Source organism: Enterobacter sp. Taxon_2, from assembly GCF_058355295.1.
This window is the reverse complement of sequence record NZ_CM178024.1, coordinates 2,802,108-2,826,229: the sequence shown is the minus strand read 5'-3', so window position 1 is coordinate 2,826,229 and position 24,122 is coordinate 2,802,108. Positions and strand designations below refer to the sequence as shown.

20 protein-coding genes and 1 pseudogene are annotated in these 24,122 nt (G+C 58.8%); 14 read left to right on the top strand and 7 right to left on the bottom strand.

Annotated elements, in window-relative coordinates; all coding sequences use genetic code 11:
* Positions 1-70: 70 nt before the first annotated feature.
* The 3 genes from prs to lolB all read right to left on the bottom strand — a co-directional run bounded on the left by prs (position 71) and on the right by lolB (position 2,621).
* Positions 71-1,018, bottom strand: a complete 948-nt coding sequence (gene prs, locus AC4IC4_RS13440) for a ribose-phosphate diphosphokinase (RefSeq protein WP_003856663.1) — start codon at positions 1,016-1,018, stop codon at positions 71-73.
* 125 nt (positions 1,019-1,143) lie between these two features.
* Positions 1,144-2,013 (bottom strand): 4-(cytidine 5'-diphospho)-2-C-methyl-D-erythritol kinase, encoded by an 870-nt coding sequence (gene ispE / locus AC4IC4_RS13435; RefSeq protein WP_032647635.1) that lies wholly within the window; start codon positions 2,011-2,013, stop codon positions 1,144-1,146.
* The gene (lolB, locus tag AC4IC4_RS13430) at positions 2,010-2,621 is read right to left on the bottom strand and encodes a lipoprotein insertase outer membrane protein LolB (protein ID WP_024907066.1); all 612 of its coding nucleotides are present in this window, start codon (positions 2,619-2,621) and stop codon (positions 2,010-2,012) included. Before lolB ends, ispE begins: the two co-directional genes overlap by 4 nt.
* 201 nt (positions 2,622-2,822) lie before the next feature.
* Between lolB and hemA the strand changes: the two genes are divergently transcribed.
* The 6 genes and pseudogenes from hemA to kdsA all read left to right on the top strand — a co-directional run bounded on the left by hemA (position 2,823) and on the right by kdsA (position 7,867).
* Positions 2,823-4,079: a glutamyl-tRNA reductase gene (gene hemA / locus AC4IC4_RS13425; RefSeq protein ID WP_491471309.1), complete on the top strand. Its 1,257-nt coding sequence runs from the start codon at positions 2,823-2,825 to the stop codon at positions 4,077-4,079.
* A 41-nt stretch (positions 4,080-4,120) separates the two neighbouring features.
* Complete coding sequence (prfA, locus tag AC4IC4_RS13420) at positions 4,121-5,203, top strand: peptide chain release factor 1 (protein ID WP_021240360.1); 1,083 nt, start codon at positions 4,121-4,123, stop codon at positions 5,201-5,203.
* Positions 5,203-6,033 carry a peptide chain release factor N(5)-glutamine methyltransferase gene (gene prmC, locus AC4IC4_RS13415; RefSeq protein ID WP_491471308.1) on the top strand — a complete coding sequence of 277 codons (831 nt, stop codon included), beginning with the start codon at positions 5,203-5,205 and terminating at the stop codon, positions 6,031-6,033. The genes prfA and prmC overlap by 1 nt, the downstream gene beginning before the upstream one ends.
* 8 nt (positions 6,034-6,041) lie before the next feature.
* Positions 6,042-6,125 (top strand): annotated as a pseudogene (locus AC4IC4_RS13410) (siroheme synthase); the annotation flags it as partial.
* Positions 6,126-6,166: 41 nt separating this feature from the next.
* Positions 6,167-6,976: an invasion regulator SirB1 gene (gene sirB1 / locus AC4IC4_RS13405; RefSeq protein ID WP_032647631.1), complete on the top strand. Its 810-nt coding sequence runs from the start codon at positions 6,167-6,169 to the stop codon at positions 6,974-6,976.
* A 36-nt stretch (positions 6,977-7,012) separates the two neighbouring features.
* Positions 7,013-7,867 carry a 3-deoxy-8-phosphooctulonate synthase gene (kdsA, locus tag AC4IC4_RS13400; protein ID WP_024907070.1) on the top strand — a complete coding sequence of 285 codons (855 nt, stop codon included), beginning with the start codon at positions 7,013-7,015 and terminating at the stop codon, positions 7,865-7,867.
* Positions 7,868-7,974: 107 nt separating this feature from the next.
* Here the strand turns inward: kdsA and chaA are convergent, their stop codons facing one another.
* On the bottom strand, positions 7,975-9,075 hold the full coding sequence (gene chaA / locus AC4IC4_RS13395) for a sodium-potassium/proton antiporter ChaA (protein ID WP_024907071.1): 1,101 nt from the start codon (positions 9,073-9,075) through the stop codon (positions 7,975-7,977).
* Between the two features lie 270 nt (positions 9,076-9,345).
* Here chaA and chaB point away from each other — a divergent pair, with 270 nt between their 5' ends.
* Positions 9,346-9,576: a putative cation transport regulator ChaB gene (gene chaB / locus AC4IC4_RS13390; RefSeq protein ID WP_021240355.1), complete on the top strand. Its 231-nt coding sequence runs from the start codon at positions 9,346-9,348 to the stop codon at positions 9,574-9,576.
* 177 nt (positions 9,577-9,753) lie between these two features.
* Entirely contained in the window at positions 9,754-10,449 is a 696-nt protein-coding gene (locus AC4IC4_RS13385; RefSeq protein ID WP_032647627.1) for a gamma-glutamylcyclotransferase, read from the top strand.
* A 33-nt stretch (positions 10,450-10,482) separates the two neighbouring features.
* Here AC4IC4_RS13385 and AC4IC4_RS13380 read toward each other — a convergent pair whose 3' ends face one another.
* The 3 genes from AC4IC4_RS13380 to AC4IC4_RS13370 form a co-directional block, all read right to left on the bottom strand.
* Entirely contained in the window at positions 10,483-10,722 is a 240-nt protein-coding gene (locus AC4IC4_RS13380; protein WP_024907074.1) for a DUF1883 domain-containing protein, read from the bottom strand.
* 194 nt (positions 10,723-10,916) lie between these two features.
* Entirely contained in the window at positions 10,917-12,701 is a 1,785-nt protein-coding gene (locus AC4IC4_RS13375) for a methyl-accepting chemotaxis protein (protein ID WP_491471307.1), read from the bottom strand.
* 106 nt (positions 12,702-12,807) lie between these two features.
* Positions 12,808-13,161 (bottom strand): DsrE/DsrF/TusD sulfur relay family protein, encoded by a 354-nt coding sequence (locus tag AC4IC4_RS13370; protein ID WP_008499522.1) that lies wholly within the window; start codon positions 13,159-13,161, stop codon positions 12,808-12,810.
* Positions 13,162-13,233: 72 nt separating this feature from the next.
* On the opposite strand from AC4IC4_RS13370, the gene nasR reads away from it, so the two are divergent.
* The 6 genes from nasR (at position 13,234) to AC4IC4_RS13340 (ending at position 24,095) form a co-directional block, all read left to right on the top strand.
* A complete protein-coding gene (nasR, locus tag AC4IC4_RS13365) occupies positions 13,234-14,418 on the top strand; it encodes a nitrate regulatory protein NasR (protein ID WP_024907076.1) in 1,185 nt (394 codons plus the stop codon).
* A gap of 228 nt (positions 14,419-14,646) precedes the next feature.
* Positions 14,647-15,894, top strand: a complete 1,248-nt coding sequence (locus AC4IC4_RS13360; protein ID WP_491471306.1) for a CmpA/NrtA family ABC transporter substrate-binding protein — start codon at positions 14,647-14,649, stop codon at positions 15,892-15,894.
* A gap of 2 nt (positions 15,895-15,896) precedes the next feature.
* Positions 15,897-16,775: a nitrate ABC transporter permease gene (gene ntrB / locus AC4IC4_RS13355; RefSeq protein ID WP_024907078.1), complete on the top strand. Its 879-nt coding sequence runs from the start codon at positions 15,897-15,899 to the stop codon at positions 16,773-16,775.
* Positions 16,776-16,784: 9 nt separating this feature from the next.
* Complete coding sequence (locus AC4IC4_RS13350; RefSeq protein WP_024907079.1) at positions 16,785-17,573, top strand: ABC transporter ATP-binding protein; 789 nt, start codon at positions 16,785-16,787, stop codon at positions 17,571-17,573.
* A 13-nt stretch (positions 17,574-17,586) separates the two neighbouring features.
* Positions 17,587-21,573: a nitrite reductase large subunit NirB gene (gene nirB / locus AC4IC4_RS13345; protein WP_491471305.1), complete on the top strand. Its 3,987-nt coding sequence runs from the start codon at positions 17,587-17,589 to the stop codon at positions 21,571-21,573.
* Positions 21,570-24,095: a nitrate reductase gene (locus AC4IC4_RS13340; protein WP_491471304.1), complete on the top strand. Its 2,526-nt coding sequence runs from the start codon at positions 21,570-21,572 to the stop codon at positions 24,093-24,095. Before nirB ends, AC4IC4_RS13340 begins: the two co-directional genes overlap by 4 nt.
* The last annotated feature ends 27 nt before the right edge of the window (positions 24,096-24,122 follow it).

Here is a 24,122-nt window from a genome sequence, read left to right as displayed (position 1 = left end):
GGCATTAATCATACAAATAAAACCCAGAGACAAAAAAACCCGCCGCAGCGGGTTTTTCGGCCGTGTTCGATTAGTGTTCGAACATTGCTGAGATAGATTCTTCGTTGCTGATACGACGAATCGCTTCGGCCAGCATCCCGGACAGGGTCAGGGTACGCACGTTTGGCAGTGCCTTGATCTCGTCGCTCAGTGGGATGGTATCGCATACCACAACTTCGTCAATAACGGAGTTGCGCAGGTTGTTTACGGCATTGCCGGAGAAGATCGGGTGGGTCGCGTAAGCGAATACGCGCTTAGCACCACGCTCTTTCAGCGCTTCAGCCGCTTTACACAGCGTACCGCCGGTATCGATCATGTCGTCGACCAGCACGCAGTCGCGGCCAGCCACGTCACCGATGATGTGCATCACCTGAGAAACGTTAGCGCGCGGACGACGTTTGTCGATGATCGCCATGTCGGTATCGTTCAGCAGCTTAGCGATAGCACGGGCACGTACCACGCCGCCGATATCCGGAGAAACCACGATTGGATTATCCAGGTTCAGCTGCAGCATGTCTTCCAGCAGAATTGGGCTGCCGAATACGTTATCAACCGGGACGTCGAAGAAGCCCTGGATCTGCTCTGCGTGCAGGTCAACGGTCAGTACGCGGTCAACGCCGACGCTGGACAGGAAGTCAGCGACAACTTTAGCGGTAATTGGCACACGCGCGGAACGGACGCGACGGTCCTGGCGGGCATAACCGAAGTAAGGGATTACAGCAGTGATACGGCCTGCGGAAGCGCGACGCAGGGCGTCGACCATAACAACCAGTTCCATCAGGTTGTCGTTCGTTGGAGCACAGGTGGACTGGATGATGAAAATATCACCACCGCGTACATTTTCGTTAATTTGTACGCTGACTTCGCCGTCGCTAAAGCGACCTACGGCGGCGTCGCCGAGGGAAGTGTACAGGCGGTTGGCAATACGTTGTGCTAGTTCCGGGGTGGCGTTACCAGCAAAAAGCTTCATATCAGGCACGAGAAGAACCTCAGGCATGCGTCCAGTGGTGGATAGCGTTCGCCGTAAACTGTGCGGGCCAGGCAAAGGCTATCCAGGCGGTGTATTAAAGAGCGCGATGCAACGTCTGGAACAGGGTGACGTTGTCACCGAAACTCAGTCTGCGCCAGAATGGCCTGCTGTAGGGGGGAAATGTTCATCCCACGCGCTACAAAACCATGCAGCCAAACCGGCGCTTGCTCAAGCACCTGACGAGCGGCGGATTCGGTGTCAAATTCAGCAAAGACACAGGCCCCTGTACCAGTCAGGCGCGACGGCGCGTATTCTAACAGCCAGGAAAGCACCGCATCAACCTCGCGAAAACGTTTTCTTGCGATATCCTCGCAATCGTTGCTGAATTCACAATTTAATAACGTTTCTATTGACCGAACCGGGGTATTCCTTTTCAGGTCAGGATCTTTAAAGATGACCGGGGTTGGAATGCTCACGCCAGGGTGAGCAACCAGATACCATTTCTCCGGCGGTTCAGCCGGGGAGAGGATTTCACCCACGCCCTCGGCAAAGGCCGCATGACCGCGCACAAACACCGGGACATCCGCCCCCAGCGTCAAGCCCAGGGCTGCCAGTTCGTCCGTCGACAGCCCGCAGCCCCAGAGGTGGTTCAGCGCAACCAGCACGGTCGCGGCGTTAGATGAGCCACCGCCCAGACCGCCGCCCATCGGCAGGCGCTTCTCGATACGGATATCCGCACCGCTTCCCGCAGGCAGGCGGCCCGATTCCGCTGCGGCTTTCATCAGCAGACGCGCGGCGCGCACGATCAGGTTGTCTTCATGTGCCACGCCGTCGACCGGCGTCAGCAGGCAAATCTGCCCGTCCTGGCGCAGTTCAATGGAGATCGTGTCGCCATAGTCAATAAACTGAAACAGCGTCTGCAGGGTGTGATAACCGTCAGCGCGCTGGCCGGTGATGTATAAGAACAGGTTCAGCTTTGCCGGAGAGGGCCATTGGGTCATCATTTAACGATCCAGTTGTCCATTTTCAGCTTGATACGCTGGCTGCCCTGGGTCAGCTCCATATTCGATGGCAGCGACGGTTTACTCTTACTGTCATAGGCGCTGTACACCACTTTCCAGGTTTTGCCATTTTGGGTGTAGTTCACCTGGCTCAGACGATACTGATCGTCCAGGGTGTAGTCGGTGGCGTCACCTGGCAGGCCGAGGATCCACTGGCGCAGGCTGTTGAGCGGGATAGGCATCCCGGTCAGCTTGCCAATCATCTCTTCGGCATCGGTCGCGGTGTAGTGCTGGCCTTTATTATCGGTGATCTGCGCTTCGCCCGGTTTAGCGATAAGCTCCAGCTCGGTGCTGCCCAGCGGGTTCAGCAGCAGCAGGCGATAGTGGTCCTGACCCGTCTGCTGCCAGAAGAAGCGGGCATAAACTTTTTGTTCGTCAGAGAGATAAGCGAAAGCGCCGCGAGTCTGGTACTGGTTCAAATTACGGACGTCCTGCTGGTGCTGACGCCACTGCGGTGAATCAGGGCTTTTGCCCGGGCCTTTTGGCTGGGTGACGGTACACGCGGTCAGAACCAGTGCTGCCAGCGGCAGCAGGCGAATCAGTCGGGTCATAATGAGGACAAATCCTTGAGATACGTTGCAGTTATAACTGTTAATGCTAGCGTCGAAGGGGGCTACCGTCTACGTTCAAATTATCTCAAAGCGTTGTGTAACCTATTACTCCGAAAGGGGGCTGTCTCTTTTATTGATCTCGCGCATCCTGTATGATGCGTTCTGCTAACCTTATTAACGCTGGTACTACTCCCGCTCAACATGACCCTATTAGCACTCGGCATCAACCACAAAACAGCCCCGGTTTCGCTGCGAGAACGCGTAACGTTTTCGCCAGATACGCTCGACCTTGCGCTGGACAGCCTGCTTGCACAGCCGATGGTGCAGGGGGGCGTGGTGCTCTCGACGTGCAACCGTACCGAGCTCTATTTAAGCGTGGATGAGCAGGACAACCTGCATGAAGCGCTTATCCGCTGGCTATGCGACTACCACAACCTCAACGAAGACGAACTGCGCAATAGCCTGTACTGGCATCAGGACAACGATGCCGTCAGCCATCTGATGCGCGTCGCCAGCGGGCTGGATTCGCTGGTGATCGGCGAACCGCAGATCCTGGGGCAGGTGAAAAAAGCGTTTGCGGATTCGCAAAAAGGGCATCTGAAGGCCAGCGAGCTGGAGCGCATGTTCCAGAAGTCGTTCTCCGTGGCGAAGCGTGTGCGAACCGAAACCGACATTGGTGCCAGTGCGGTTTCCGTTGCTTTCGCGGCCTGCACCCTTGCGCGCCAAATCTTTGAATCCCTCTCCACCGTCACCGTGATGCTGGTGGGCGCGGGCGAAACCATCGAACTTGTGGCGCGCCATCTGCGCGAGCATAAAGTGAAAAAGATGATTATCGCTAACCGCACCCGCGAACGCGCGCAGGTGCTGGCGGATGAAGTGGGCGCAGAGGTGGTTGCCCTGAGCGACATCGATGAACGTCTGAAAGAGGCGGACATTATTATCAGCTCGACCGCCAGCCCGCTGCCGATTATCGGAAAAGGGATGGTGGAGCGTGCGCTGAAGTCCCGTCGCAATCAGCCGATGCTGCTGGTGGATATCGCCGTTCCGCGCGATGTTGAGCCGGAAGTGGGCAAGCTGCCTAACGCCTACCTTTACAGCGTGGATGACCTGCAAAGCATCATTTCGCACAACCTCGCTCAGCGTAAAGCGGCGGCGGTGCAGGCGGAAACCATTGTTGAGCAGGAAACCAGTGAGTTTATGGCCTGGCTGCGCGCGCAAAGCGTCAGCGAGACCATCCGCGAGTACCGCGGACAGGCGGAGCAGGTGCGTGATGACCTGACTGCCAAAGCGTTAGCGGCCCTTGAACAGGGCGGCGACGCACATGCAATTATGCAGGATCTGGCGTGGAAACTGACCAACCGCCTGATCCATGCGCCAACCAAATCTCTTCAGCAGGCTGCCCGTGACGGGGATGATGAACGCCTGACTATTCTGCGCAACAGCCTCGGGCTGGAATAGCGCCCTATACCCATTTTCTAAGACAAGGTGCACTTACGCCTATGAAGCCTTCTATCGTCGCTAAACTGGAAGCTCTGCACGAGCGCCATGAAGAAGTCCAGGCGCTGCTCGGCGATGCCGGGACCATTGCGGACCAGGAGCGTTTTCGCGCGCTCTCACGTGAATACGCGCAGTTAAGTGATGTTTCTAAATGCTTTACCGACTGGCGACAGGTTCAGGAAGATATCGAAACCGCGCAGATGATGCTCGACGATCCTGAAATGCGCGAGATGGCGCAGGAAGAGTTGCAGGATGCGAAAGCGCGTTCTGAGGAGATGGAGCAGCAGCTTCAGGTGCTTCTGCTGCCAAAAGATCCAGACGACGAGCGTAACGCGTTCGTGGAAGTCCGCGCCGGGACCGGCGGTGACGAAGCGGCACTGTTTGCCGGGGATCTGTTCCGCATGTACAGCCGCTACGCCGAGTCGCGTCGCTGGCGCGTGGAGATCATGAGCGCCAACGAAGGCGAACATGGTGGCTACAAAGAGGTTATCGCCAAGATCAGCGGCGACGGCGTGTACGGTCGTCTCAAGTTTGAATCCGGCGGTCACCGCGTGCAGCGCGTACCGGCCACCGAATCCCAGGGCCGTATCCACACCTCCGCCTGTACGGTGGCGGTGATGCCGGAGCTGCCGGAAGCGGAACTGCCGGACATCAATCCTGCGGACCTGCGTATAGATACTTTCCGCTCCTCTGGCGCGGGTGGTCAGCACGTTAACACCACCGACTCCGCCATTCGTATTACCCACCTGCCAACCGGCATCGTCGTCGAATGTCAGGACGAGCGTTCACAGCACAAAAACAAAGCCAAAGCGCTGTCCGTGCTGGGCGCGCGTATCCACGCGGCCGAAATGGCGAAACGCCAGCAGGCGGAAGCGTCTACGCGTCGTAACCTGCTGGGGAGCGGCGATCGCAGCGACCGTAACCGCACCTACAACTTCCCGCAGGGCCGTGTAACCGACCACCGCATCAACCTGACGCTGTACCGTCTGGACGAGGTGATGGAAGGGAAGCTGGACATGCTGATTGAGCCTATCGTGCAGGAATACCAGGCCGATCAGCTGGCGGCGCTGTCCGAGCAGGAATAATGGATTTTCAGCGCTGGTTACGTGAGGCGGCCGGTGAGCTTTCCGAAAGCGAAAGCCCGAAACGCGATGCCGAAATTTTGCTTGAGCATGTGACGGGTAAAGCCCGCACGTATCTGCTGGCTTTTGGTGAAACCGAACTGACCGCGGAGCAGGAAGCGCAGCTCGCCGCGCTGCTTGCCCGTCGTAAAACCGGCGAGCCGGTGGCGCACCTTGTCGGTGAACGTGAGTTCTGGTCGTTACCCCTGTACGTCTCGGCGGCGACGCTAATCCCGCGTCCGGACACCGAATGTCTGGTGGAGCAGGCGCTGGCGCGTTTACCGGCGGCGGCCTGCAGTATTCTCGATCTCGGGACGGGAACAGGTGCTATCGCGCTGGCGCTCGCCACCGAGCGGCCCGACTGCGCGGTGACGGCGGTGGATGTCATGCCCGACGCGGTGGCGCTAGCGCAGCGTAACGTGGAACGTCTCGGGGTCCGCAACGTGACGGTGCTGCAAAGCAGCTGGTTTTCCGCGCTGGAGAATCGCACATTTGCGATGATTGTCAGCAATCCTCCTTACATCGACGAACATGACCCGCACCTTGCACAGGGAGATGTTCGCTTCGAACCGCTGACGTCGCTCGTGGCCGCCAACGCGGGATTAGCCGATCTTGATCACATTGTGACAACGTCACGGGAACATTTACTTCCCGGCGGCTGGCTGCTCGTGGAGCATGGCTGGACGCAGGGAGAAGCCGTGCGGGCACTGTTTACGCAAGCAGGTTATGACGCTGTCGAAACCTGCCGCGACTACGGCGGCAACGAACGCCTGACGCTGGGGCGGTGGTCTTGAGTTCCGGGTATCTGCCATTTACTGATAAAGGCGTAAGGCTGACTGAAAGGCAGTTTGGCGTTATCATCTACATCGTTTTGAGTTTTATCGCGCCTGAGCGTCATTGTTCGCTCAGGCGTTACTGGGGTAAGTCATGAGGTCCTTAGCCGATTTCGAATTTAATAAAGTGCCGCTTTGCGATGGCATGATCCTGATTTCAGAGATGATTCGCGACGATTTTACGTCGCAGTTTGTCTATGATGAGCTGGAGAATCTGGTCAGCCTGGCGCGTGAAGAGATTAATCAGGCTCGCCCGCAAGACTGGCAACTAGAGAAGCTGCTGGAGCTTTTCTACGGCGAATGGGGTTTCTGCGACACGCGGGGCGTGTATCGCCTGTCTGACGCATTATGGCTGGACCAGGTCTTAAAAAATCGTCAGGGCAGCGCCGTGGCGCTGGGGTCTATTTTACTATGGGTCGCACAGCGTCTGGATATTCCGCTGGTCCCGGTCATTTTCCCGACGCAGATGATCCTGCGTGCAGAGTGGCTGGACGGCGAAATGTGGCTCATTAATCCCTTCAACGGCGACACGCTGGATGAACATACGCTGGACGTGTGGCTGAAAGGCAATATCAGCCCGGTGGCCGAACTCTTCAACGAAGATCTCGACGAGGCGGACAACGCAGAGGTCATTCGCAAGCTGCTGGATACGCTGAAGTCTGCATTAATGGAAGAGCGTCAGATGGAGCTGGCCTTGCGCGCCAGTGAAGTACTGCTGCAGTTCAACCCGGAAGACCCGTACGAAATTCGCGATCGCGGGCTGATCTATGCCCAGCTCGACTGTGAGCACGTGGCGCTGAATGATTTGAATTATTTCGTCGAGCAGTGTCCGGAAGATCCTATTAGCGAAATGATTCGTGCGCAGATCAACGCGATCTCGCACAAGCAAATTACACTGCATTAATCTTAATTCCGATTCACACCTGAATAAGGCGATCCTATGAAACAAAAAGTGGTTAGCATTGGTGATATCAAGGTAGCAAACGACCTGCCGTTCGTCCTGTTTGGCGGCATGAACGTGCTGGAATCCCGCGATCTCGCCATGCGTATCTGCGAACACTACGTGACCGTGACCCAGAAGCTGGGCATCCCGTACGTGTTTAAAGCCTCTTTTGACAAAGCCAACCGCTCCTCCATCAACTCTTACCGTGGCCCGGGCCTGGAAGAGGGGATGAAGATTTTCCAGGAGCTGAAGCAGACCTTTGGCGTGAAAGTGATCACCGACGTGCATGAAGCCTCTCAGGCGCAGCCGGTGGCAGACGTGGTTGACGTGATCCAGCTCCCGGCATTCCTGGCTCGCCAGACTGACCTGGTGGCGGCGATGGCGAAAACCGGTGCCGTGATTAACGTGAAAAAACCGCAGTTCGTGAGCCCAGGTCAGATGGGTAACATCGTTGATAAGTTTATCGAAGGCGGTAACGATCAGGTGATCCTGTGTGACCGTGGCGCTAACTTCGGTTACGACAACCTGGTTGTCGACATGCTGGGCTTCAGCGTGATGAAAAATGTCTCCGGCCAGTCTCCGGTGATTTTCGACGTGACCCACGCCCTGCAGTGCCGCGACCCGTTCGGTGCTGCGTCCGGTGGCCGTCGTGCCCAGGTGACCGAACTGGCGCGTGCCGGTATGGCAACCGGTCTGGCAGGTCTGTTCATTGAAGCGCACCCGGATCCGGATAACGCAAAATGCGACGGCCCATCTGCGCTGCCGCTGGATAAGCTGGAGCCGTTCCTGAAACAGATCAAAGCGATTGACGATCTGGTGAAGAGCTTCGACGAGCTGGATACCAGCAACTAATAAAAAAACCCGCTTCGGCGGGTTTTTTATTTGCCCGGCGGCGCTACGCTTGCGCGGGCCTACGGGTTTTGTAGGCCGGGTAAGCGCAGCGCCACCCGGCAAAAAGGCTACGCAAATATCGTCATCAGGTACGCAATAAACAACGCCATATGCGCCGCGCCGTTCAGCACGTTGGTACGCCCGGTGGAGAACGAAATCTGGCACAGCAGCAACGAGGCCACCATCACAATCATTTCCGGCGCACCCAGCGCAAACTGCAGCTCGTTGCCCGTCATAAAGGCAATCAGCGTCACCACCGGTACGGTAAGTGATATTGTCGCCAGCACGGAGCCGAAGAACAGGTTCATGGCGCGCTGCACCTGATTGTTTAAGACGGCTTTCAGCGCGCCCAGCCCTTCAGGAGACAGGATCAGCAGCGCCACCAGGAAGCCGGTAAACGCTACCGGCGCGTTCAGCTCGGTTAACAGCGTTTCCAGCGGGTTGGCGTTCATCTTGGTGACGGCAATCACCGCAATCAGATGTACGATCAGCCAAACCGTATGCCACGCGCTGCTGTGGGCCGACGGCTTACCGTGGTGCGGGTCATCGTCGTCGCTGTCGTCTTCATGCTCATACACAAACAGGCTCTGGTGCGTTTTGGTCTGAATCAGCAGGAACACGCCGTACATGGCGGCGGAAATCAGTGCGACCAGCAGTGCCTGACCGGTAGAGAAATTCGCGCCCGGCAGCGCCATCGGGAAGACCAGCACGATAATGGCCAGCGGGAAGAGGGCAATCAGATACTGTTTAATGCCGAACAGGTTCATATACTGGGTCGCGAACTTGCGCCCGCCCAGCAGCAGAGAGAAGCCCACCAGGCCGCCCGTCACAATCATAATGATAGAGTAGAGCGTGTCGCGCATCAGCGTCGGCGCGGCATCGCCGGTCGCCATGAGCGCGGAAATCAGGCTGACTTCGAGAATAACGACGGAAAGGCTGAGAATTAACGATCCGTACGGCTCGCCCAGACGGTGGGCCAGGACGTCCGCATGGCGAACGACGCTAAATGCGCTGGTTAAGATGCCGACCAGGGCAAGAATATTGATACCAACCACCACTGGCAGTGACTGACTGCTTCCCCAGAAGAGCAGCACAGCCAGTGCCAGAACCGGGAAAATGAGTGACGTCTCCTTGTGGCGGGTCTTTACCGCCTCGTGTGTTGCTGTCATGTGCTTCTCCATCAATGCAGGTGCTTGTAATTATAGATAGATTTTTGAGGTCATTAAACTAACAGATCTCTGTTAAATACCCTTTATTTTTTACTTAATTTTACCCTTTGTCATAAATTTAATACCTGACTCCTGTAATTGACGGTTTTCATATAATACTTATTAAATAACAATAAATTACATTTGGTTTGAATCCATAAATTAAGGCCGGGTGGCACGCTGCCATATCGTCGTCCACACTTATCTCTTTAAGCAAAAGAGAGGTGAGTGATGCCATATAAAACGAAACGCGAATTACCCGATAACGTGCAAAACGTGCTGCCCGCTCACGCGCAGGATATCTACAAAGAGGCGTTTAACAGCGCCTGGGAACAATACAAAGATAAGGACGATCGCCGGGATGATGCCAGCCGTGAAGAGACAGCGCACAAAGTCGCCTGGGCCGCCGTAAAACATGAATATGAAAAAGGAGACGACGATAAATGGCATAAAAAGAAATAGCCGTGAAATAATTCGCTGCCTTCATTTTGACTTTTCAGGCGGTTGAACTGCCGTTGTATTGCAACTGGTCCGCTAATTGCTTATCGTTATTTAACTGCTGGCAAAATGACCAGCACATAATGCCGGGAAGGCGAATTACAGATGTCGCAAGGAAGCATGCAGTGGCGGAGGTGTAAAGTGTTAACGCGTGATTTCTTAATGAAGGCAGATTGTAAGACGGCATTTGGTGCTATTGAGGAATCGCTTCTCTGGTCAGCTGAACAACGTGCGGCGTCACTTGCTGCCACGCTTGCCTGCCGCCCGGATGATGGCCCGGTATGGATTTTTGGCTACGGTTCCCTGATGTGGAACCCGGCTCTGGAATTTGTCGAATCGGCAACGGGAACGCTGCCTGGCTGGCATCGCGCATTTTGCCTGCGTCTGACGGCCGGACGCGGCAGCGCGTGCCAGCCGGGACGTATGCTTGCACTGAAAGAGGGCGGACGCACCACGGGCGTGGCGTATCGCCTCCCGGATGCCTCGCTGGAAGAGGAGCTTACGCTGCTCTGGAAGCGCGAGATGATCACCGGCTGCTATATGCCGAGCTGGTGCAAGCTGGAGCTGGACGACGGACGCACCGTCAATGCGCTGGTGTTTATTATGGACCCGCGTCATCCGCTGTATGAAGCGGACACTCGCACGCAGGTCATCGCCCCGTTGATTGCTGCCGCCAGCGGACCGCTGGGGACCAATGCACAATATCTCTTCTCCCTGGATCAGGAGCTGACCCGCCTCGGCATGAAAGACGATTGTCTGAATGAGCTGGTGGTAAAGGTGAAGGCGCTGCTGGAAGGGAACCCGCTCAACGGCACGCTGCGACCGGGCTTTGCCTGATGATACGCCCGGCTCGCCGGGCGTTTATTATTATTATGCAGCCACGTAGCTGACGGAATGCTCCAGCGACTGGCTGTGGCTGTCGATCAGCACATCCCACGTGCCGGTATACGGCACGGTAAGCCACGCTTTATCATCCTGCACGGTGAGAATATCCGCCTGGGATTGTTTATGTGCTTTCGCACTCATCAGGTGAATACGACAGCGCTCTGAGCAACGCACAACTACCGTATCCCCGCCAAACAGTTTCAAACTTGTTTTTACCAGTGCCATTTTTTACCCCGTCGATTTTGCCCATCTCGAGCGTGATATTGTTCACAAATTACTCATTGCATAACACCAAAGCGGGGGGCGAGGGATGATGATTTTGATCAAAAAATGGCATAACGTTTAAACAAAAATGACAAAATTCCTGAAAGCATTCAGCTGGCGCGGGTTTTACCCGGTAAACCCGCGCCGGAATAAAATTAAATGCGGAAATGGCCGGCGGTTTCAGCAAGGTCCCCAGCCTGGCTCTGCAGGGCGCCCGCAGCAGCGGCGGATTGCACTACCAGCTCGGCGTTCTGCTGGACCATTCTGTCGAGATGGGTCACCGCATGATTGATCTCGTGAATGCCTTTCATCTGTTCGCTGGTGGCGATGGAGATTTCGCGCATGATGCCGGAGACGCTGCCGATGCTGGAGCGGATCTCGTCCATGCTTTCCCCGGCCAGATGCACGTAGCGGGAGCCGGTGGCCACGCTGTCGGTGGTGGAATCGATCAGCGATTTGATCTCTTTCGCCGCCTGGGCGCTGCGGCTCGCCAGGTTACGCACTTCGCCTGCCACCACGGCAAACCCGCGACCCTGCTCCCCGGCACGGGCCGCCTCGACGGAGGCGTTCAGCGCCAGAATGTTGGTCTGGAAAGCAATGCCGTCAATCACGCTGGTAATATCGCCAATTTTAGCCGACGCGACTTCGATGGACTGCATGGTGCTGATCGCCTGGGATACCACCTCGCCGCCGCGCGCCGCGGCCGCTGAGGCCTTGCTCGCCTGATCGTTCGCTTCTGCCGCCGACTCGTTCGACTGCGTCACGGAGGCGGTGATCTGCTCCACGGCGCTGGCCGTCTCGCGCAGGCTGGACGCCGCCTGCTCGGTACGTCCGGAGAGATCCTGGTTACCTGCCGCAATCTCCTGGGCGGCGTTTTTCACCGATTCACTGGCGTCCCGGAGCTGCACCATCACCACCGACAGCTTATCGCTGAAGGCGTTAAAGGCCTGCGCAATCTGCGCGACTTCGTCCTCGCCGCTGTCCGGCAGACGCTGGGACAGATCGTTAGTCCCGTTGGCAATGTTGTGCATCGCGTCGCGAATGTCGGACAGACGCTTCAGCAGGCGGGCAATCAGGAGGTGAACAATGGTCGCGCTCAGCAGTGCCAGGATCACCAGCGAAATCGCCGATGCTTTAAGCAGGGAACGCATGCCGGAGGTGGCGTCGCCGTTGTCGAGGGCGACGACTAGCAGCCAGTTTGTGCCCGGCACGGCTGTCGCCACGAAGGTTTTTTCGACGTCGTTCAGCGTGCCGTCAACCGGGTTACCGCTTTTCAGCGCAGCAAAATCGATGCCTTTGATGGTCTCAGCAAACGGTTTAAGCGTCAGAGCCGGATCGTTAGCGGCAATCACGCTGCCGTCACTGTTCAGAAGCAACCCGCTGCTGGCCGGGGTTGGATGGATCCCGCGTACGTTCGCCACCACGCTGTCCATGGCCACATCGCCCGCCACTACCGCTTTCAGTGTGCCATTCTCTTTCACCGGCACGGCGAAGGTCACCACCAGTTTACCGGTCCCCGCGTCAACGTAGGGCGCGGTGACAACCGGACCGTCCGTACTGACCACCTGCTGATACCACGGGCGAATGGTCGGATCATAATCCGCCGGAACCCCCGCCGGTTCAGAGAATTTCGCCGTTTTGCTGGCGTAGCCGACATAAACGTTGGTGAATCCACCCGCCTGTGCAAGCTGTTTAAACACCGGAACCGGATCGTCACTCAGTGCGACGGTCTGCGCGGAGGCAATCACCGTCATCTTGCTTTTGACCCAGTCGGCAATCGCCATGTTATGGCTGGCGCTGGTGCTGGTCAGGATATCGCGCTGTGACTGCTGGTTATCCTGGCGTGTGACCTGGAAGTTAATAACGGTATTGAGGAGAAGGGCGACGACCAGACAGCCTGCCGTCGCCGCGATGATGCGTGCACGAATCGATCTGAACATAAGTGAAATACCTGCTGTGTTGTTTCCATGCCTATCGGCAACCCCGCAGGTAAACTTGATGCTGAAACCGCGTCCATAAGAAAATAATATTTTTACGGGTTTATTATTAAAAAGTTAATACTTTATCCGCGGACAGCGTCCACTCGGCCAGCTCAACCAGCGTACCAATTTCTACGCCATCAATCAGCGGCAGCCCGGTGATACCGCGCCCGTCGGTGCAGGTTTTGCACAGCTTCACCGGCACGTTTTGCGCGGTCAGGATCTCCAGCATCTGCTGAATGTTATAGCCCTCGGCCGGTTTTTGTCCCTTCAGCCCGGCGGTGACCGCGTCCGACATTAAAAAGAGGCGTAACGCGAGGTCACTCTCTTTTTCGCGCAGCGCAATGGCCAGGCGCAGGCTGTTAAAAAGCGATTCACTCCCGTAGGCCGCACCGTTGGCGACGATCACAATCTTCTGCATGTTGACTCCTGTTCTTGTAAAGGCACGAATATTGCTTAATTTCCCGGAGTTTCGCTGTCCGGGAGAGTAAGCATGATATTAATGGCAGGCATTTCGCCAGGCGCTGCCGAATGGCTCACGCGCGCAAAGATGATGCGCCAGGAGCAGTTCAGCAAGCTGGCACAGCTGGGTGTGCTTGTGCACGGCATTAGCCAACTGGTGCACATGTTACAGTGCGAGCGCGGGGCGTCCAACGTCTGGCTCTGCTCACAGGGCAAGCTGTACGCCCCCGAATGCAAAGCCAGCCGGGCGCTGGTGGATGAAAACCTCGCTGCCCTTTACGGCATTCTTGAAACACAGTCGCCGATCCCAGGAAGTGCCGTCTGTGAACGCATCGGCGGCGCGCTCCTGAGCCTGGATACACTTCCCGCGCTGCGTGACGGTGTGATTCAGCAGACTGTAACGGCACCCCAGGCGATGGAACACTACTCCCGTATGCTTCGCCATCTGCTCAGTATCGTGCCGCAGCTTAATGACAGCATTGACGATCCGCAAATCGCAGGACGTTTTGTCGCGCTTTATAGCCTGATGCAGGGAAAAGAGCTGGCAGGACAGGAGCGGGCGCTGGGGGCGATTGGCTTCACGCAGGGTTTTTTCGATGATGTGACTCGTCAGAGGCTGGTTGACCGCATTGACGGGCAGCAGGCCTGCTTTGAGATCTTTCTCTCGCACAGCTCCGCTGACGTTCAGACCACCTTTTCAATGCACTGTCAGCCCGATCGTGAAACGGAGCAACTCCGGCGCGTGGCCTGTACCCGCCAGCCTGCCGCCGATAACGGCCTTACCGCACTGGCCTGGTTTGCTCTGCAAACCGCGCGCCTTGAGCATCTGCGCACGCTGGAGGAGACGATCATCGCCGATCTGATGGTCGCGGTGGACGAATGCATTCACCGTGACGATGAGTACGCGCTCCCCGGCGATGAACAGGATGATCCGCCGATCCGCTATCCGGAAAAACCGTTGCTTACCCTGGTTCGCCAGCAGGCGCGCGAGATAGAGCAGCTCTCACGTCAGCTTGCGTCGCTGCGCGATACGCTTGAAGAGCGCAAAATCATTGATAAAGCGAAGAGCGTGCTGATGACCCACCAGAATATGAGTGAGGAACAGGCCTGGACGGCGCTGCGCAAAATGGCGATGGACAAGAACCAAAGGATGGTGGATATCGCCCGCGCGCTGCTCATGGTGAAGAATGTATGGCAGGTAACACCAAAGGAGTAGCTGCACGGTCAGTGGGCATTTTATGCCTGTTTGCGGTGCGTAAAGGCGAGGGAGGAACGGTAAGCACCGCAAGAAACAGTGTGTTAAAACCTGGCATTCACTTTGCATTATCAGATTAACCATTTTTGACGATGCGCCAACGGCGGTGCATCCGTCTTCGGGATAAAGGCGTCCACTGGTGCTTCGGCACCGTGGGCGCTTTTTTTTGGTTTTTTTTCAGGAGTGGTCATGGCGGATTTGTCGAGACGGCGTTTTTTGCAGGCCAGCATGCTGGCGAGTGGTGCAATTCTGTTGCCGTGTGTCATGCAGGCCGCATGGGCGGCAGGCTCGGATAAACCGGAGCAGGAAACAGTGCGCATCGGGTTTATCCCGCTGACCGACTGTGCCCCGGTGGTTATCGCTGCGCTGAAAGGGTTTGATAAAAAATACGGTATTACCATCCTGCCCACCAAAGAGGCGAGTTGGGCGGCGGTGCGCGACAAGCTGGTGGCGGGCGAACTCGATGCCGCGCACATTCTTTACGGCCTGCTGTACGGACTGGAGCTGGGCATCGCTGGCAAGCCACAGCAGATGGCTAACCTGATGACCCTCAACCAGAACGGCCAGGCGATTACGCTCTCCAGCGATTTGGCAGAGAAGGGCGTTCGTGACCTTGACGGGCTGAAAAAGCTGATTGGGCAGCAGGCGCCTGGCACCTATACCTTCGCGCACACCTTCCCGACCGGGACGCACGCCATGTGGCTCTACTACTGGCTGGCCAGCGCGGGCATTCACCCCTTTGACGACGTGCGTACGGTGGTGGTGCCGCCGCCGCAGATGGTGATGAACATGCGCATTGGCAACATGGTCGGCTTTTGCGTCGGCGAGCCGTGGAACGCGCGTGCCATCAACGACCGCATCGGTTTTACGGCCGCCACGTCGCAGTCTATCTGGGCCGACCATCCGGAAAAAATCCTCGGGACGCGTCGCGACTGGGTGGAGAAAAATCCGCACACCGCCCGGGCGCTGGTGAGCGCAGTGCTGGAGGCGGCACGCTGGATTGAGTCCTCCCCGGAAAACAAACGCGAAACCGCGCAGATCCTCTCCCGCCGGGCGTGGCTCAACTGCAAAGAGCAGTATCTCACCGGACGCATGCTCGGCGAGTACGACAACGGCCTGGGCCAGCGCTGGCAGGACGCGCACCCGATCCGCTTCTTCAACGAGGGGGCCGTCAGCTACCCGTATCACTCCGACGGCATGTGGTTCTTAACCCAGTTCCGCCGCTGGGGCTTGCTCAAAGCCGCCCCGGACTATACGGGCATCGCACAGCGCATTAACCAGACGGCGGTCTGGCAGGATGCCGCCACGGCGGTGGGGGGCATTACCACACCGACTTCACCACTACGCAGCAGCACATTGATGGACGGCACCGTCTGGAACGGTACCGACCCGGAAGAATACGCCAGCCGTTTCGCCATTCACCGTAAAGGGGCCTGATTATGCAGCATCTGCAAAAGACAAAATCACACGAGACGCCGGAGAGTGGAGAGGTGATTCTCCTGCCTCCGGTGCAGGTTCGCCGCCGTACGCCGACGTTTGCGCGTCGTATTAACGCGATCCTTCAGCGCATCATTCCGGCTTTTCTGGGGCTGGGACTGCTGGTGGTGCTCTGGCAACTGGCGGCGATTAACAGCAAAGGTTTCCCGACGCCGCTCAGCACGCTCGATTCCGCTATAACCCTGTTTGCCGATCCGTTTTATCGCGACGGGCCTAACGACATGGGCATCGGCTGGAACGTGCTCGCCTCATTACAGCGCGTGGCGGTGGGGTTTGGCCTGGCCGCGTTCGCCGGGATCCCGCTTGGTTTCCTGATTGGCCGCTTCACCTTTTTTTCGCGCATGTTCGGCCCGCTGATCGCGCTATTACGCCCGGTTAGCCCGCTGGCCTGGCTGCCCATCGGCCTGCTGCTGTTCCAGAAAGCGGAGCCCGCGTCGAGCTGGACCATTTTTATCTGCTCCATCTGGCCGATGGTGATCAACACCGCCGAAGGCGTGCGGTGTATTCCGCAGGACTACCTTAACGTCGCCCGGGTGCTGCAGCTTTCAGAGTGGACCATCATGCGCCGCATTCTCTTCCCGGCGGTGCTGCCCGCGGTGCTGACCGGGGTGCGCCTCTCTATTGGCATCGCCTGGCTGGTGATTGTCGCCGCCGAGATGCTGACCGGCGGTTTAGGGATCGGTTTCTGGATCTGGAACGAGTGGAACAATCTCAACGTCGAAAACATTCTCATCGCCATCGTCATCATTGGCGTGGTCGGGCTGCTGCTGGAGCAGGGGCTGATGCTGATCGCCCGTCGCTTTAGCTGGCAGGAAAAATAAGGAGCGAACATGAAACCATTAATCCAGGTCCAGGCCGTGAGCCAGCGTTTTTCCACCGCCAGCGGCGAATTTCTGGCGCTGCAGAACGTCTCCTTTGATATCCATGAGGGCGAAACCGTCAGCCTGATTGGGCACTCCGGCTGCGGTAAATCGACGCTGCTTAACCTTATCGCTGGGATCACGCTGCCGACGGAAGGCGGGCTGATTTGCGACAACCGCGAAATTGCCGGGCCGGGTCCGGAGCGCGCGGTGGTATTCCAGAACCATTCGCTGCTACCGTGGCTCACCTGCTTCGACAACGTGGCCCTGGCGGTAGATCACGTGTTTCGCCACAGCATGAGCAAGGCGGAGCGCCGGGAGTGGATTGAGCACAACCTCGACCGCGTGCAGATGGGGCACGCCCTGCACAAGCGCCCGGGGGAGATCTCCGGCGGCATGAAGCAGCGCGTCGGGATTGCCCGCGCGCTGGCGATGAAGCCGAAAGTCCTGCTGATGGATGAACCCTTCGGCGCGCTGGATGCGCTGACGCGCGCCCATCTGCAGGACTCGGTGATGCAGATCCAGCAGGCGCTGAACACCACAATCGTGCTGATTACCCACGACGTGGACGAGGCGGTGCTGCTCTCCGATCGCGTGCTGATGATGACCAACGGCCCGGCGGCGACCATCGGGGAGATCCTGCACGTTGACCTGCCGCGCCCGCGTAACCGGGTGCAGCTGGCTGACGACAGCCGCTATCACCACATGCGCCAGCAGATCCTGCATTTCCTCTATGAAAAGCAGCCGAAAGCGGCGTAGCGAGGGGGCTTTGATGCGACTGGTCATTATCGGAAATGGCATGGCGGCCACGCGGCTGATTGCCTCGCTCACCGGGCGTGCTGCCGATCGTTTCGCAATTACCGTCATCGGTGACGAGCCGGAGCATGCCTATAACCGCATCCAGCTTTCGCCGGTGCTGGGCGGTGAAAAAACGGCGGCGGGCATCAGTCTTCAGAATGACGACTGGTACCAGGAACGGGGCGTGACGGTGCTGCGGGGCGAAAAGGCGCTCGCCGTGAATGTGGACACGCGGGAAGTGCAAACCACCGTCCGCACGCTGGGCTGGGATGCGCTGGTGTTTGCCACCGGATCAACGCCCTTTGTTCCGCCAATTCCCGGCTGCGATGCGCCGCATGTCTTCACGTTCCGTACCCTTGAGGATATCCGGGCCATAGGGGCGATCGCCGGTCCGGTGGTAGTGCTGGGCGGCGGCGTGCTCGGGGTTGAGACGGCGGCAGCGCTGGCGCGCTCAGGGGACAACGTCATCCTTGTTCATCGCGGTCTGTGGCTGATGGAGCAGCAACTGGATGAGCAGGCGGGCGTGCTGCTGGAAGAGGCGCTGGCGGCGCGGGGCGTGCGCTGTGAGCTCGCCTCTGGCATCGCGGCGATTGACGGGAATAGCGTGACGCTGCTGAACGGACGCAGCGTCACCGCCGCGCGCGTGGTGCTGGCGACGGGCGTGCAGCCTAACGTCGTACTGGCGCAGGCCAGCGGCATTCGCTGCGCGCGCGGCATCGTGGTGGATCACCAAATGCAAACCTCCGTGCCGGACGTCTACGCCATTGGCGAATGCTGTGAAATTGACGACCAGACGTTTGGCCTGGTCGCCCCCTGTCTGGCGCAGGCGGATATCCTCGCCGCACGGCTGGCCGGAGACGTCACCGCGCCATTTGCCCTGACCGACAACGGCATGCGCCTCAAGGTGACCGGCGTGGAGTTGTTCAGCCTTGGTCGCGTGGCAGAGCAGAAGGGCGATGTGGTCTGGAGCGCATGGGATCCGCTGACCCGTCACTATCGTCGTTTACTGATCCATCAGGGGGCGCTGGCTGGCGTGCTGCTGATGGGGGACTGCCGCAGCGCGGCGACATTTACCGAATTACTGGCAACGGCTGCGCCCGCGCACGCGGACTGGCTGTTCGATCGTTTCACTACGCAACCGCAGGTTGCAGGACAGCACGCTATGACAAAACCTACTCTGGTGGTGGTTGGGCACGGTATGGTCGGCCATCATTTCCTCGAAGATTGCGTGAACCGCAATCTGCATCAGCAGTATCAGATCGTTGTCTTTGGCGAGGAGCGCTATGCCGCCTACGACCGCGTGCATCTGTCGGAATATTTTGGCGGCCGTAGCGCGGCGTCGCTTTCGCTGGTGGAAGGGGATTTCTTTGCCGACAACGGCATTGAGCTGCGCCTGTCGCAGCAGATTGTCGCTATCGATCGTGACGCGCGCGTGGTGCGTACCGCCAGCGGGCATGAGATCCACTGGGATAAACTGGTGCTGGCGACCGGGTCCTATCCGTTTGTCCCACCGGTGTCGGGCCACGATCTACCGGGCTGTTTTGTTTATCGCACGCTTGACGATCTGGACAAGATTGCGGCGCATGCGGCGGGCTCACGCCGGGGTGTAGTGATTGGCGGCGGGCTGCTGGGGCTGGAGGCGGCGAATGCCCTGAAGCAGCTCGGGCTGGAAACTCACGTGGTGGAGTTTGCGCCCAATCTGATGGCGGTCCAGCTCGACAACGACGGCGCGGCGATGCTGCGCAAGAAAATTGAGGCGCTAGGCGTCGGCGTTCACACCAGTAAAGCGACAACGGAGATCGCCACGGCGGACGGCGGGCTGGTGTTGCGCTTTGCCGATGGCGAACAGCTTGAAACAGACATGGTGGTCTTTTCTGCAGGCATTCGTCCGCAGGACGCGCTGGCGCGCAGCAGCGGGCTGGCTATCGGCGAGCGCGGCGGGATCGGCATTGACGACCGCTGTCAGACCTCCGATCCGGACGTGCTGGCCATTGGTGAATGCGCCCTGTGGGAAGGGAAAATCTTCGGGCTGGTTGCGCCCGGCTACCAGATGGCGCGGGTGGCCGCCGCCGCGCTGGCGGGAGAGGAGAACCTCTTCGCCGGCGCGGATATGAGCACCAAACTCAAGCTGCTGGGCGTGGACGTGGCCTCTTTCGGCGATGCTCACGGGCGCACGCCGGGGGCGCTGAGTTACCAGTGGACGCACGGCCCGCAGCAAATCTACAAGAAAATCGTGGTCAGCCACGACGGCAAAACGCTGCTCGGCGGCGTGCTGGTGGGTGATGCCAGTGAATACGCCACGCTGGTACAGATGATGCTCAACGGGATAGCCCTGCCAAAAGAGCCGGAAACGCTGATATTACCCGCGTCTTCAGGCAGTGCGCCAAAAGCGCTCGGCGTGGCAGCGCTGCCGGAAAGCGCACAAATCTGTTCGTGTCATAACGTCAGCAAAGGCGATATCTGTCAGGCGGTAAGTGCGGGCGCAACGGATATCGGCGCGATTAAGCAGTGCACCAAAGCGGCGACCGGCTGTGGAGGATGTAGCGCACTGGTGAAGCAGGTGATGGAGTTCCAGCTGGCGGCGCAGGGCGTGGAGGTGAAAAAGGACATCTGCGAACACTTCCCGTACTCGCGTCAGGAGATTTACCACCTCGTGCGCGTCAACCATATCCGCACCTTTGACCAGCTCATTAGCCGCTACGGTCAGGGACACGGGTGCGAAATTTGTAAGCCACTGGTGGGGTCAGTGCTCGCCTCCTGCTGGAACGAGTATCTGCTGAAACCGGCACACCTGCCGCTGCAGGACACCAACGACCGCTACTTCGCCAATATCCAGAAGGACGGTACTTACTCCATCGTACCGCGCATGCCTGCGGGGGAAGTGACCGCCGACGGGCTGATCGCCATCGGCCAGATTGCGAAACGCTACAGACTGTACAGCAAAATCACCGGCGGCCAGCGTATCGATCTGTTTGGCGCCACGCTCGAACAACTGCCGGAGATCTGGCAGGCGCTGGTGGAAGCCGGATTTGAAACCGGGCACGCCTACGGCAAATCCCTGCGCACGGTGAAATCCTGCGTCGGGTCGACCTGGTGTCGCTACGGCGTGCAGGACTCCACCGGCCTCGCAGTCAGGCTCGAGCACCGTTACAAAGGCCTGCGCGCACCGCACAAAATCAAAATGGCGGTCTCAGGGTGTACCCGCGAATGCGCCGAGGCGCAGAGTAAAGACGTGGGGGTGATTGCCACCGATAAGGGGTGGAACCTCTACCTGTGCGGCAACGGCGGCATGAAGCCTCGCCATGCGGATCTCTTCGCCAGCGATCTCGATGATGACACGCTGATCCGCACCGTCGATCGATTCCTGATGTTCTACATCCGCACGGCGGATCGCCTACAGCGCACCAGCACCTGGATGGACAACCTGGAAGGCGGTCTCGACTACCTTCGGGAGGTGATCCTCAACGATAGCCTGGGCATCGCCCACGAGCTGGAGCAGGAGATGGCCCGGGTGGTGGAGACCTACCAGTGCGAATGGCAAACCACGCTTAACGATCCGAACCGTCTGGCGCTGTTCCGCACGACGGTGAACGACATCACAGCGGATCAAGGTAAACGCTGGCAGGAAATCTGTGGCATCGACGATATCCCCGAGCAGGCGGGCATTGGCGCGCGGCTTGGGCGTAAGCCGATTGCGTTGTTCCGATTTGGCAAAACCGTCTATGCCCTTGACGACCGGGAGCCTGGCAGCAGCGCAAACGTGCTTTCCCGAGGCATTCTTGGCGATGCGGCGGGGGAGCCGGTGGTGATCTCTCCGCTCTACAAGCAGCGTATTCGCCTGCGCGACGGCTGTCAGGTGGAGAACGGCGAACCCGCGGTGCGCGCCTGGCCGGTCAAAATTGAGAACGGCAAGGTGTGGGTCGGTAATGATGCCCTGGTAATGCGTGCGGAGGCCTCATGACGGAAACCCGGACAACGTGTCCCTACTGCGGGGTAGGCTGCGGCGTGGTCGCCCGCGTGGACGGTGAAACGGTCAGCGTTCGGGGGGATGAAACCCATCCTGCGAACTTTGGCCGCTTGTGCGTGAAAGGATCGGCCCTGGGGGAAACAATGGGGTTACAGGGGCGATTGCTGCGCCCCGTTGTTGACGGTGCTGAGGTGGCCTGGGCGCAGGCGCTGGGAGCGGCAGGCGAGCGCCTCCAGGACATTATCGACAAATGGGGGCCGCAGGCGGTGGCGTTTTACGCGTCCGGGCAATTGCTTACCGAGGATTATTACGCCGCCAATAAGCTGATGAAAGGGTTTATCGGCGCGGCGAACATTGATACCAACTCCCGGCTCTGCATGTCATCGGCGGTCGTTGGCTACAAGCGCGCCTTTGGTGAAGATGTCGTGCCGTGCAGCTACGAGGATGTGGAAAACAGCGATCTGGTGGTGCTGGTGGGCTCAAACGCGGCCTGGACGCATCCGGTGCTGTATCAGCGCCTGGTACAGGCAAAGCACAACAATCCGGAGATGAAAGTGGTGGTCATCGATCCGCGCAGAACCGCCTCCTGTGATATTGCTGACCTGCATCTGGCGCTCACTCCCGGCAGCGACGCCGGGCTGTTCGTCGGTCTGCTCAATGTGATTCAGGGAACGGACGCGTGGCCGATATCCCGCGTGGCGGCGTTTTGCGGCCTCTCGCCGCAGGATATTGGTACGTTTTACGACTGGTTTATGACGGCGCCCAGGGCCATCACGCTCTACACCATGGGAATCAACCAGTCCTCCAGCGGCAGCGACAAATGCAGCGCCATCATTAACGTGCACCTTGCCAGCGGGAAATTTAACCGTCCGGGCTGCGGCCCGTTTTCGCTGACCGGACAGCCAAACGCAATGGGCGGAAGAGAGGTGGGCGGGCTGGCAAATCAGCTGGCGGCGCACATGAACTTTGAGCCGGACGATCTCTCGCGGGTGGCGCGTTTCTGGGGAACGGAACGGCTTGCGCAGACGCCGGGCTTGATGGCGGTGGAGCTGTTTGACGCCATTGCCCGCGGCGAGGTGAAGGCGGTGTGGATCATGGGCACCAATCCTGCCGTCTCGCTGCCGGACAGCCACGCGGTGTGTCAGGCGCTGGGGCGCTGCCCGCTGGTCATTGTCTCTGAGGTGATGAACGATACCGACACCAGCCGGTTTGCCCATATTCGCTTTCCGGCGCTGGCCTGGGGAGAGAAGGACGGTACGGTAACCAATTCCGAGCGACGCATTTCGCGCCAGCGCGCGTTTCTGCCCGCGCCCGGTGAGGCAAAGCCGGACTGGTGGATCGTCGCGCAGGTGGCGAAACGGCTGGGGCACGGCGACGCCTTTGCCTGGCAGCATCCCCACGAGATTTTTTGCGAGCATGCGGCGCTGACGGCCTTTGAAAATGACGGCGCGCGGGCCTTAAACCTTCACGACCTGGCTACGTTAACCCGTGAGGAGTGGGAGCGGCTTGAGCCCTGGCAGTGGCCTGGGAGGGATTTTCCGTGCCGAAACATTGTTCCCGTTGACCCACAGTCGCACGGTGCGACGGTCAGCGCGTTGTACCCGCTGATTCTCAACTCCGGGCGCATCCGCGATCAGTGGCATACCATGACGCGAACAGGATATGTGGCCAGACTCATGCAGCATATCACCGAACCCTTTGTTGAGGTTTGCCCCGCAGACGCCGTTCGGTTTTCCCTGTGCGGCGGCCAGCTGGCGCGCATCAGTTCGCCGCGCGGCGTCATGGTAGCAAGAGTGCGCATCAGCGACGCTCAGCGTGAAGGGAACGCTTTTGCCCCGATGCACTGGAACGCTGAGTTTGCCCGCCAGGGAAAGGTGAATGCACTGGTGGAAGGGCGCTGCGATCCGGTTTCGGGGCAGCCGGAGAGTAAACAAACCGCCGTCAGAATCCAGCCCTGGCAGCCCGCCTGGCAGGGAGAACTCTATGCCCGCGAAGGACTGGAAATGCCCTCTCCGGTTTACTGGTGGCGTAAAGCTTCACGCCTGACGGTGGCGTGCGATAAACCGCTGCTGTCGTGGGTAATGGAATACGCCAGCGGCCGGGGCTGGCAACTGCAGGTTGCTCAGGCCGGTGAACGCAGCAGCGTGCTGGCCTGGTATGAAGGCCAGCTTATGCTGGGTTTCTGGGAAGGTACCGCGTTACCGGCGCTGGCGCATACGGTGATTGAAGCCGCTTTTCATTCACCACCCGTGCTGCCCGCAGAACGCCACGCCCTGTTGAACGGGCAGAGCGTCGGGAGGGCGACGGATCCGGGACGCATTATCTGTAGCTGTTTCAGCGTCGGGGAAGAGGCGATACGGGAGGCGATTGCCGGAGGGTGTGATTCCGTCACCGCGCTGGGGGCTAAGCTGCGCTGTGGTACGAACTGTGGTTCCTGCGTGCCGGAGCTGAAAGGGCTGTTTCAGGATAATCCTGAAATGTCCGCCAGGACTGCATTTCAGGGCTTATCGCGTTAACATAATAAGAGTTTATTCATAAACACA

Bases quoted from the DNA above. Each gene is read 5' to 3' on its own strand.
- ispE (WP_032647635.1), bottom strand. From the start codon at position 2,013: ATGATGACCCAATGGCCCTCTCCGGCAAAGCTGAACCTGTTCTTATAC.
- lolB (WP_024907066.1), bottom strand. From the start codon at position 2,621: ATGACCCGACTGATTCGCCTGCTGCCGCTGGCAGCACTGGTTCTGACC.
- hemA (WP_491471309.1), top strand. From the start codon at position 2,823: ATGACCCTATTAGCACTCGGCATCAACCACAAAACAGCCCCGGTTTCG.
- prfA (WP_021240360.1), top strand. From the start codon at position 4,121: ATGAAGCCTTCTATCGTCGCTAAACTGGAAGCTCTGCACGAGCGCCAT.
- prmC (WP_491471308.1), top strand. From the start codon at position 5,203: ATGGATTTTCAGCGCTGGTTACGTGAGGCGGCCGGTGAGCTTTCCGAA.
- sirB1 (WP_032647631.1), top strand. From the start codon at position 6,167: ATGAGGTCCTTAGCCGATTTCGAATTTAATAAAGTGCCGCTTTGCGAT.
- kdsA (WP_024907070.1), top strand. From the start codon at position 7,013: ATGAAACAAAAAGTGGTTAGCATTGGTGATATCAAGGTAGCAAACGAC.
- chaA (WP_024907071.1), bottom strand. From the start codon at position 9,075: ATGACAGCAACACACGAGGCGGTAAAGACCCGCCACAAGGAGACGTCA.
- chaB (WP_021240355.1), top strand. From the start codon at position 9,346: ATGCCATATAAAACGAAACGCGAATTACCCGATAACGTGCAAAACGTG.
- AC4IC4_RS13380 (WP_024907074.1), bottom strand. From the start codon at position 10,722: ATGGCACTGGTAAAAACAAGTTTGAAACTGTTTGGCGGGGATACGGTA.
- AC4IC4_RS13375 (WP_491471307.1), bottom strand. From the start codon at position 12,701: ATGTTCAGATCGATTCGTGCACGCATCATCGCGGCGACGGCAGGCTGT.
- AC4IC4_RS13370 (WP_008499522.1), bottom strand. From the start codon at position 13,161: ATGCAGAAGATTGTGATCGTCGCCAACGGTGCGGCCTACGGGAGTGAA.
- nasR (WP_024907076.1), top strand. From the start codon at position 13,234: ATGATATTAATGGCAGGCATTTCGCCAGGCGCTGCCGAATGGCTCACG.
- AC4IC4_RS13360 (WP_491471306.1), top strand. From the start codon at position 14,647: ATGGCGGATTTGTCGAGACGGCGTTTTTTGCAGGCCAGCATGCTGGCG.
- ntrB (WP_024907078.1), top strand. From the start codon at position 15,897: ATGCAGCATCTGCAAAAGACAAAATCACACGAGACGCCGGAGAGTGGA.
- AC4IC4_RS13350 (WP_024907079.1), top strand. From the start codon at position 16,785: ATGAAACCATTAATCCAGGTCCAGGCCGTGAGCCAGCGTTTTTCCACC.
- nirB (WP_491471305.1), top strand. From the start codon at position 17,587: ATGCGACTGGTCATTATCGGAAATGGCATGGCGGCCACGCGGCTGATT.
- AC4IC4_RS13340 (WP_491471304.1), top strand. From the start codon at position 21,570: ATGACGGAAACCCGGACAACGTGTCCCTACTGCGGGGTAGGCTGCGGC.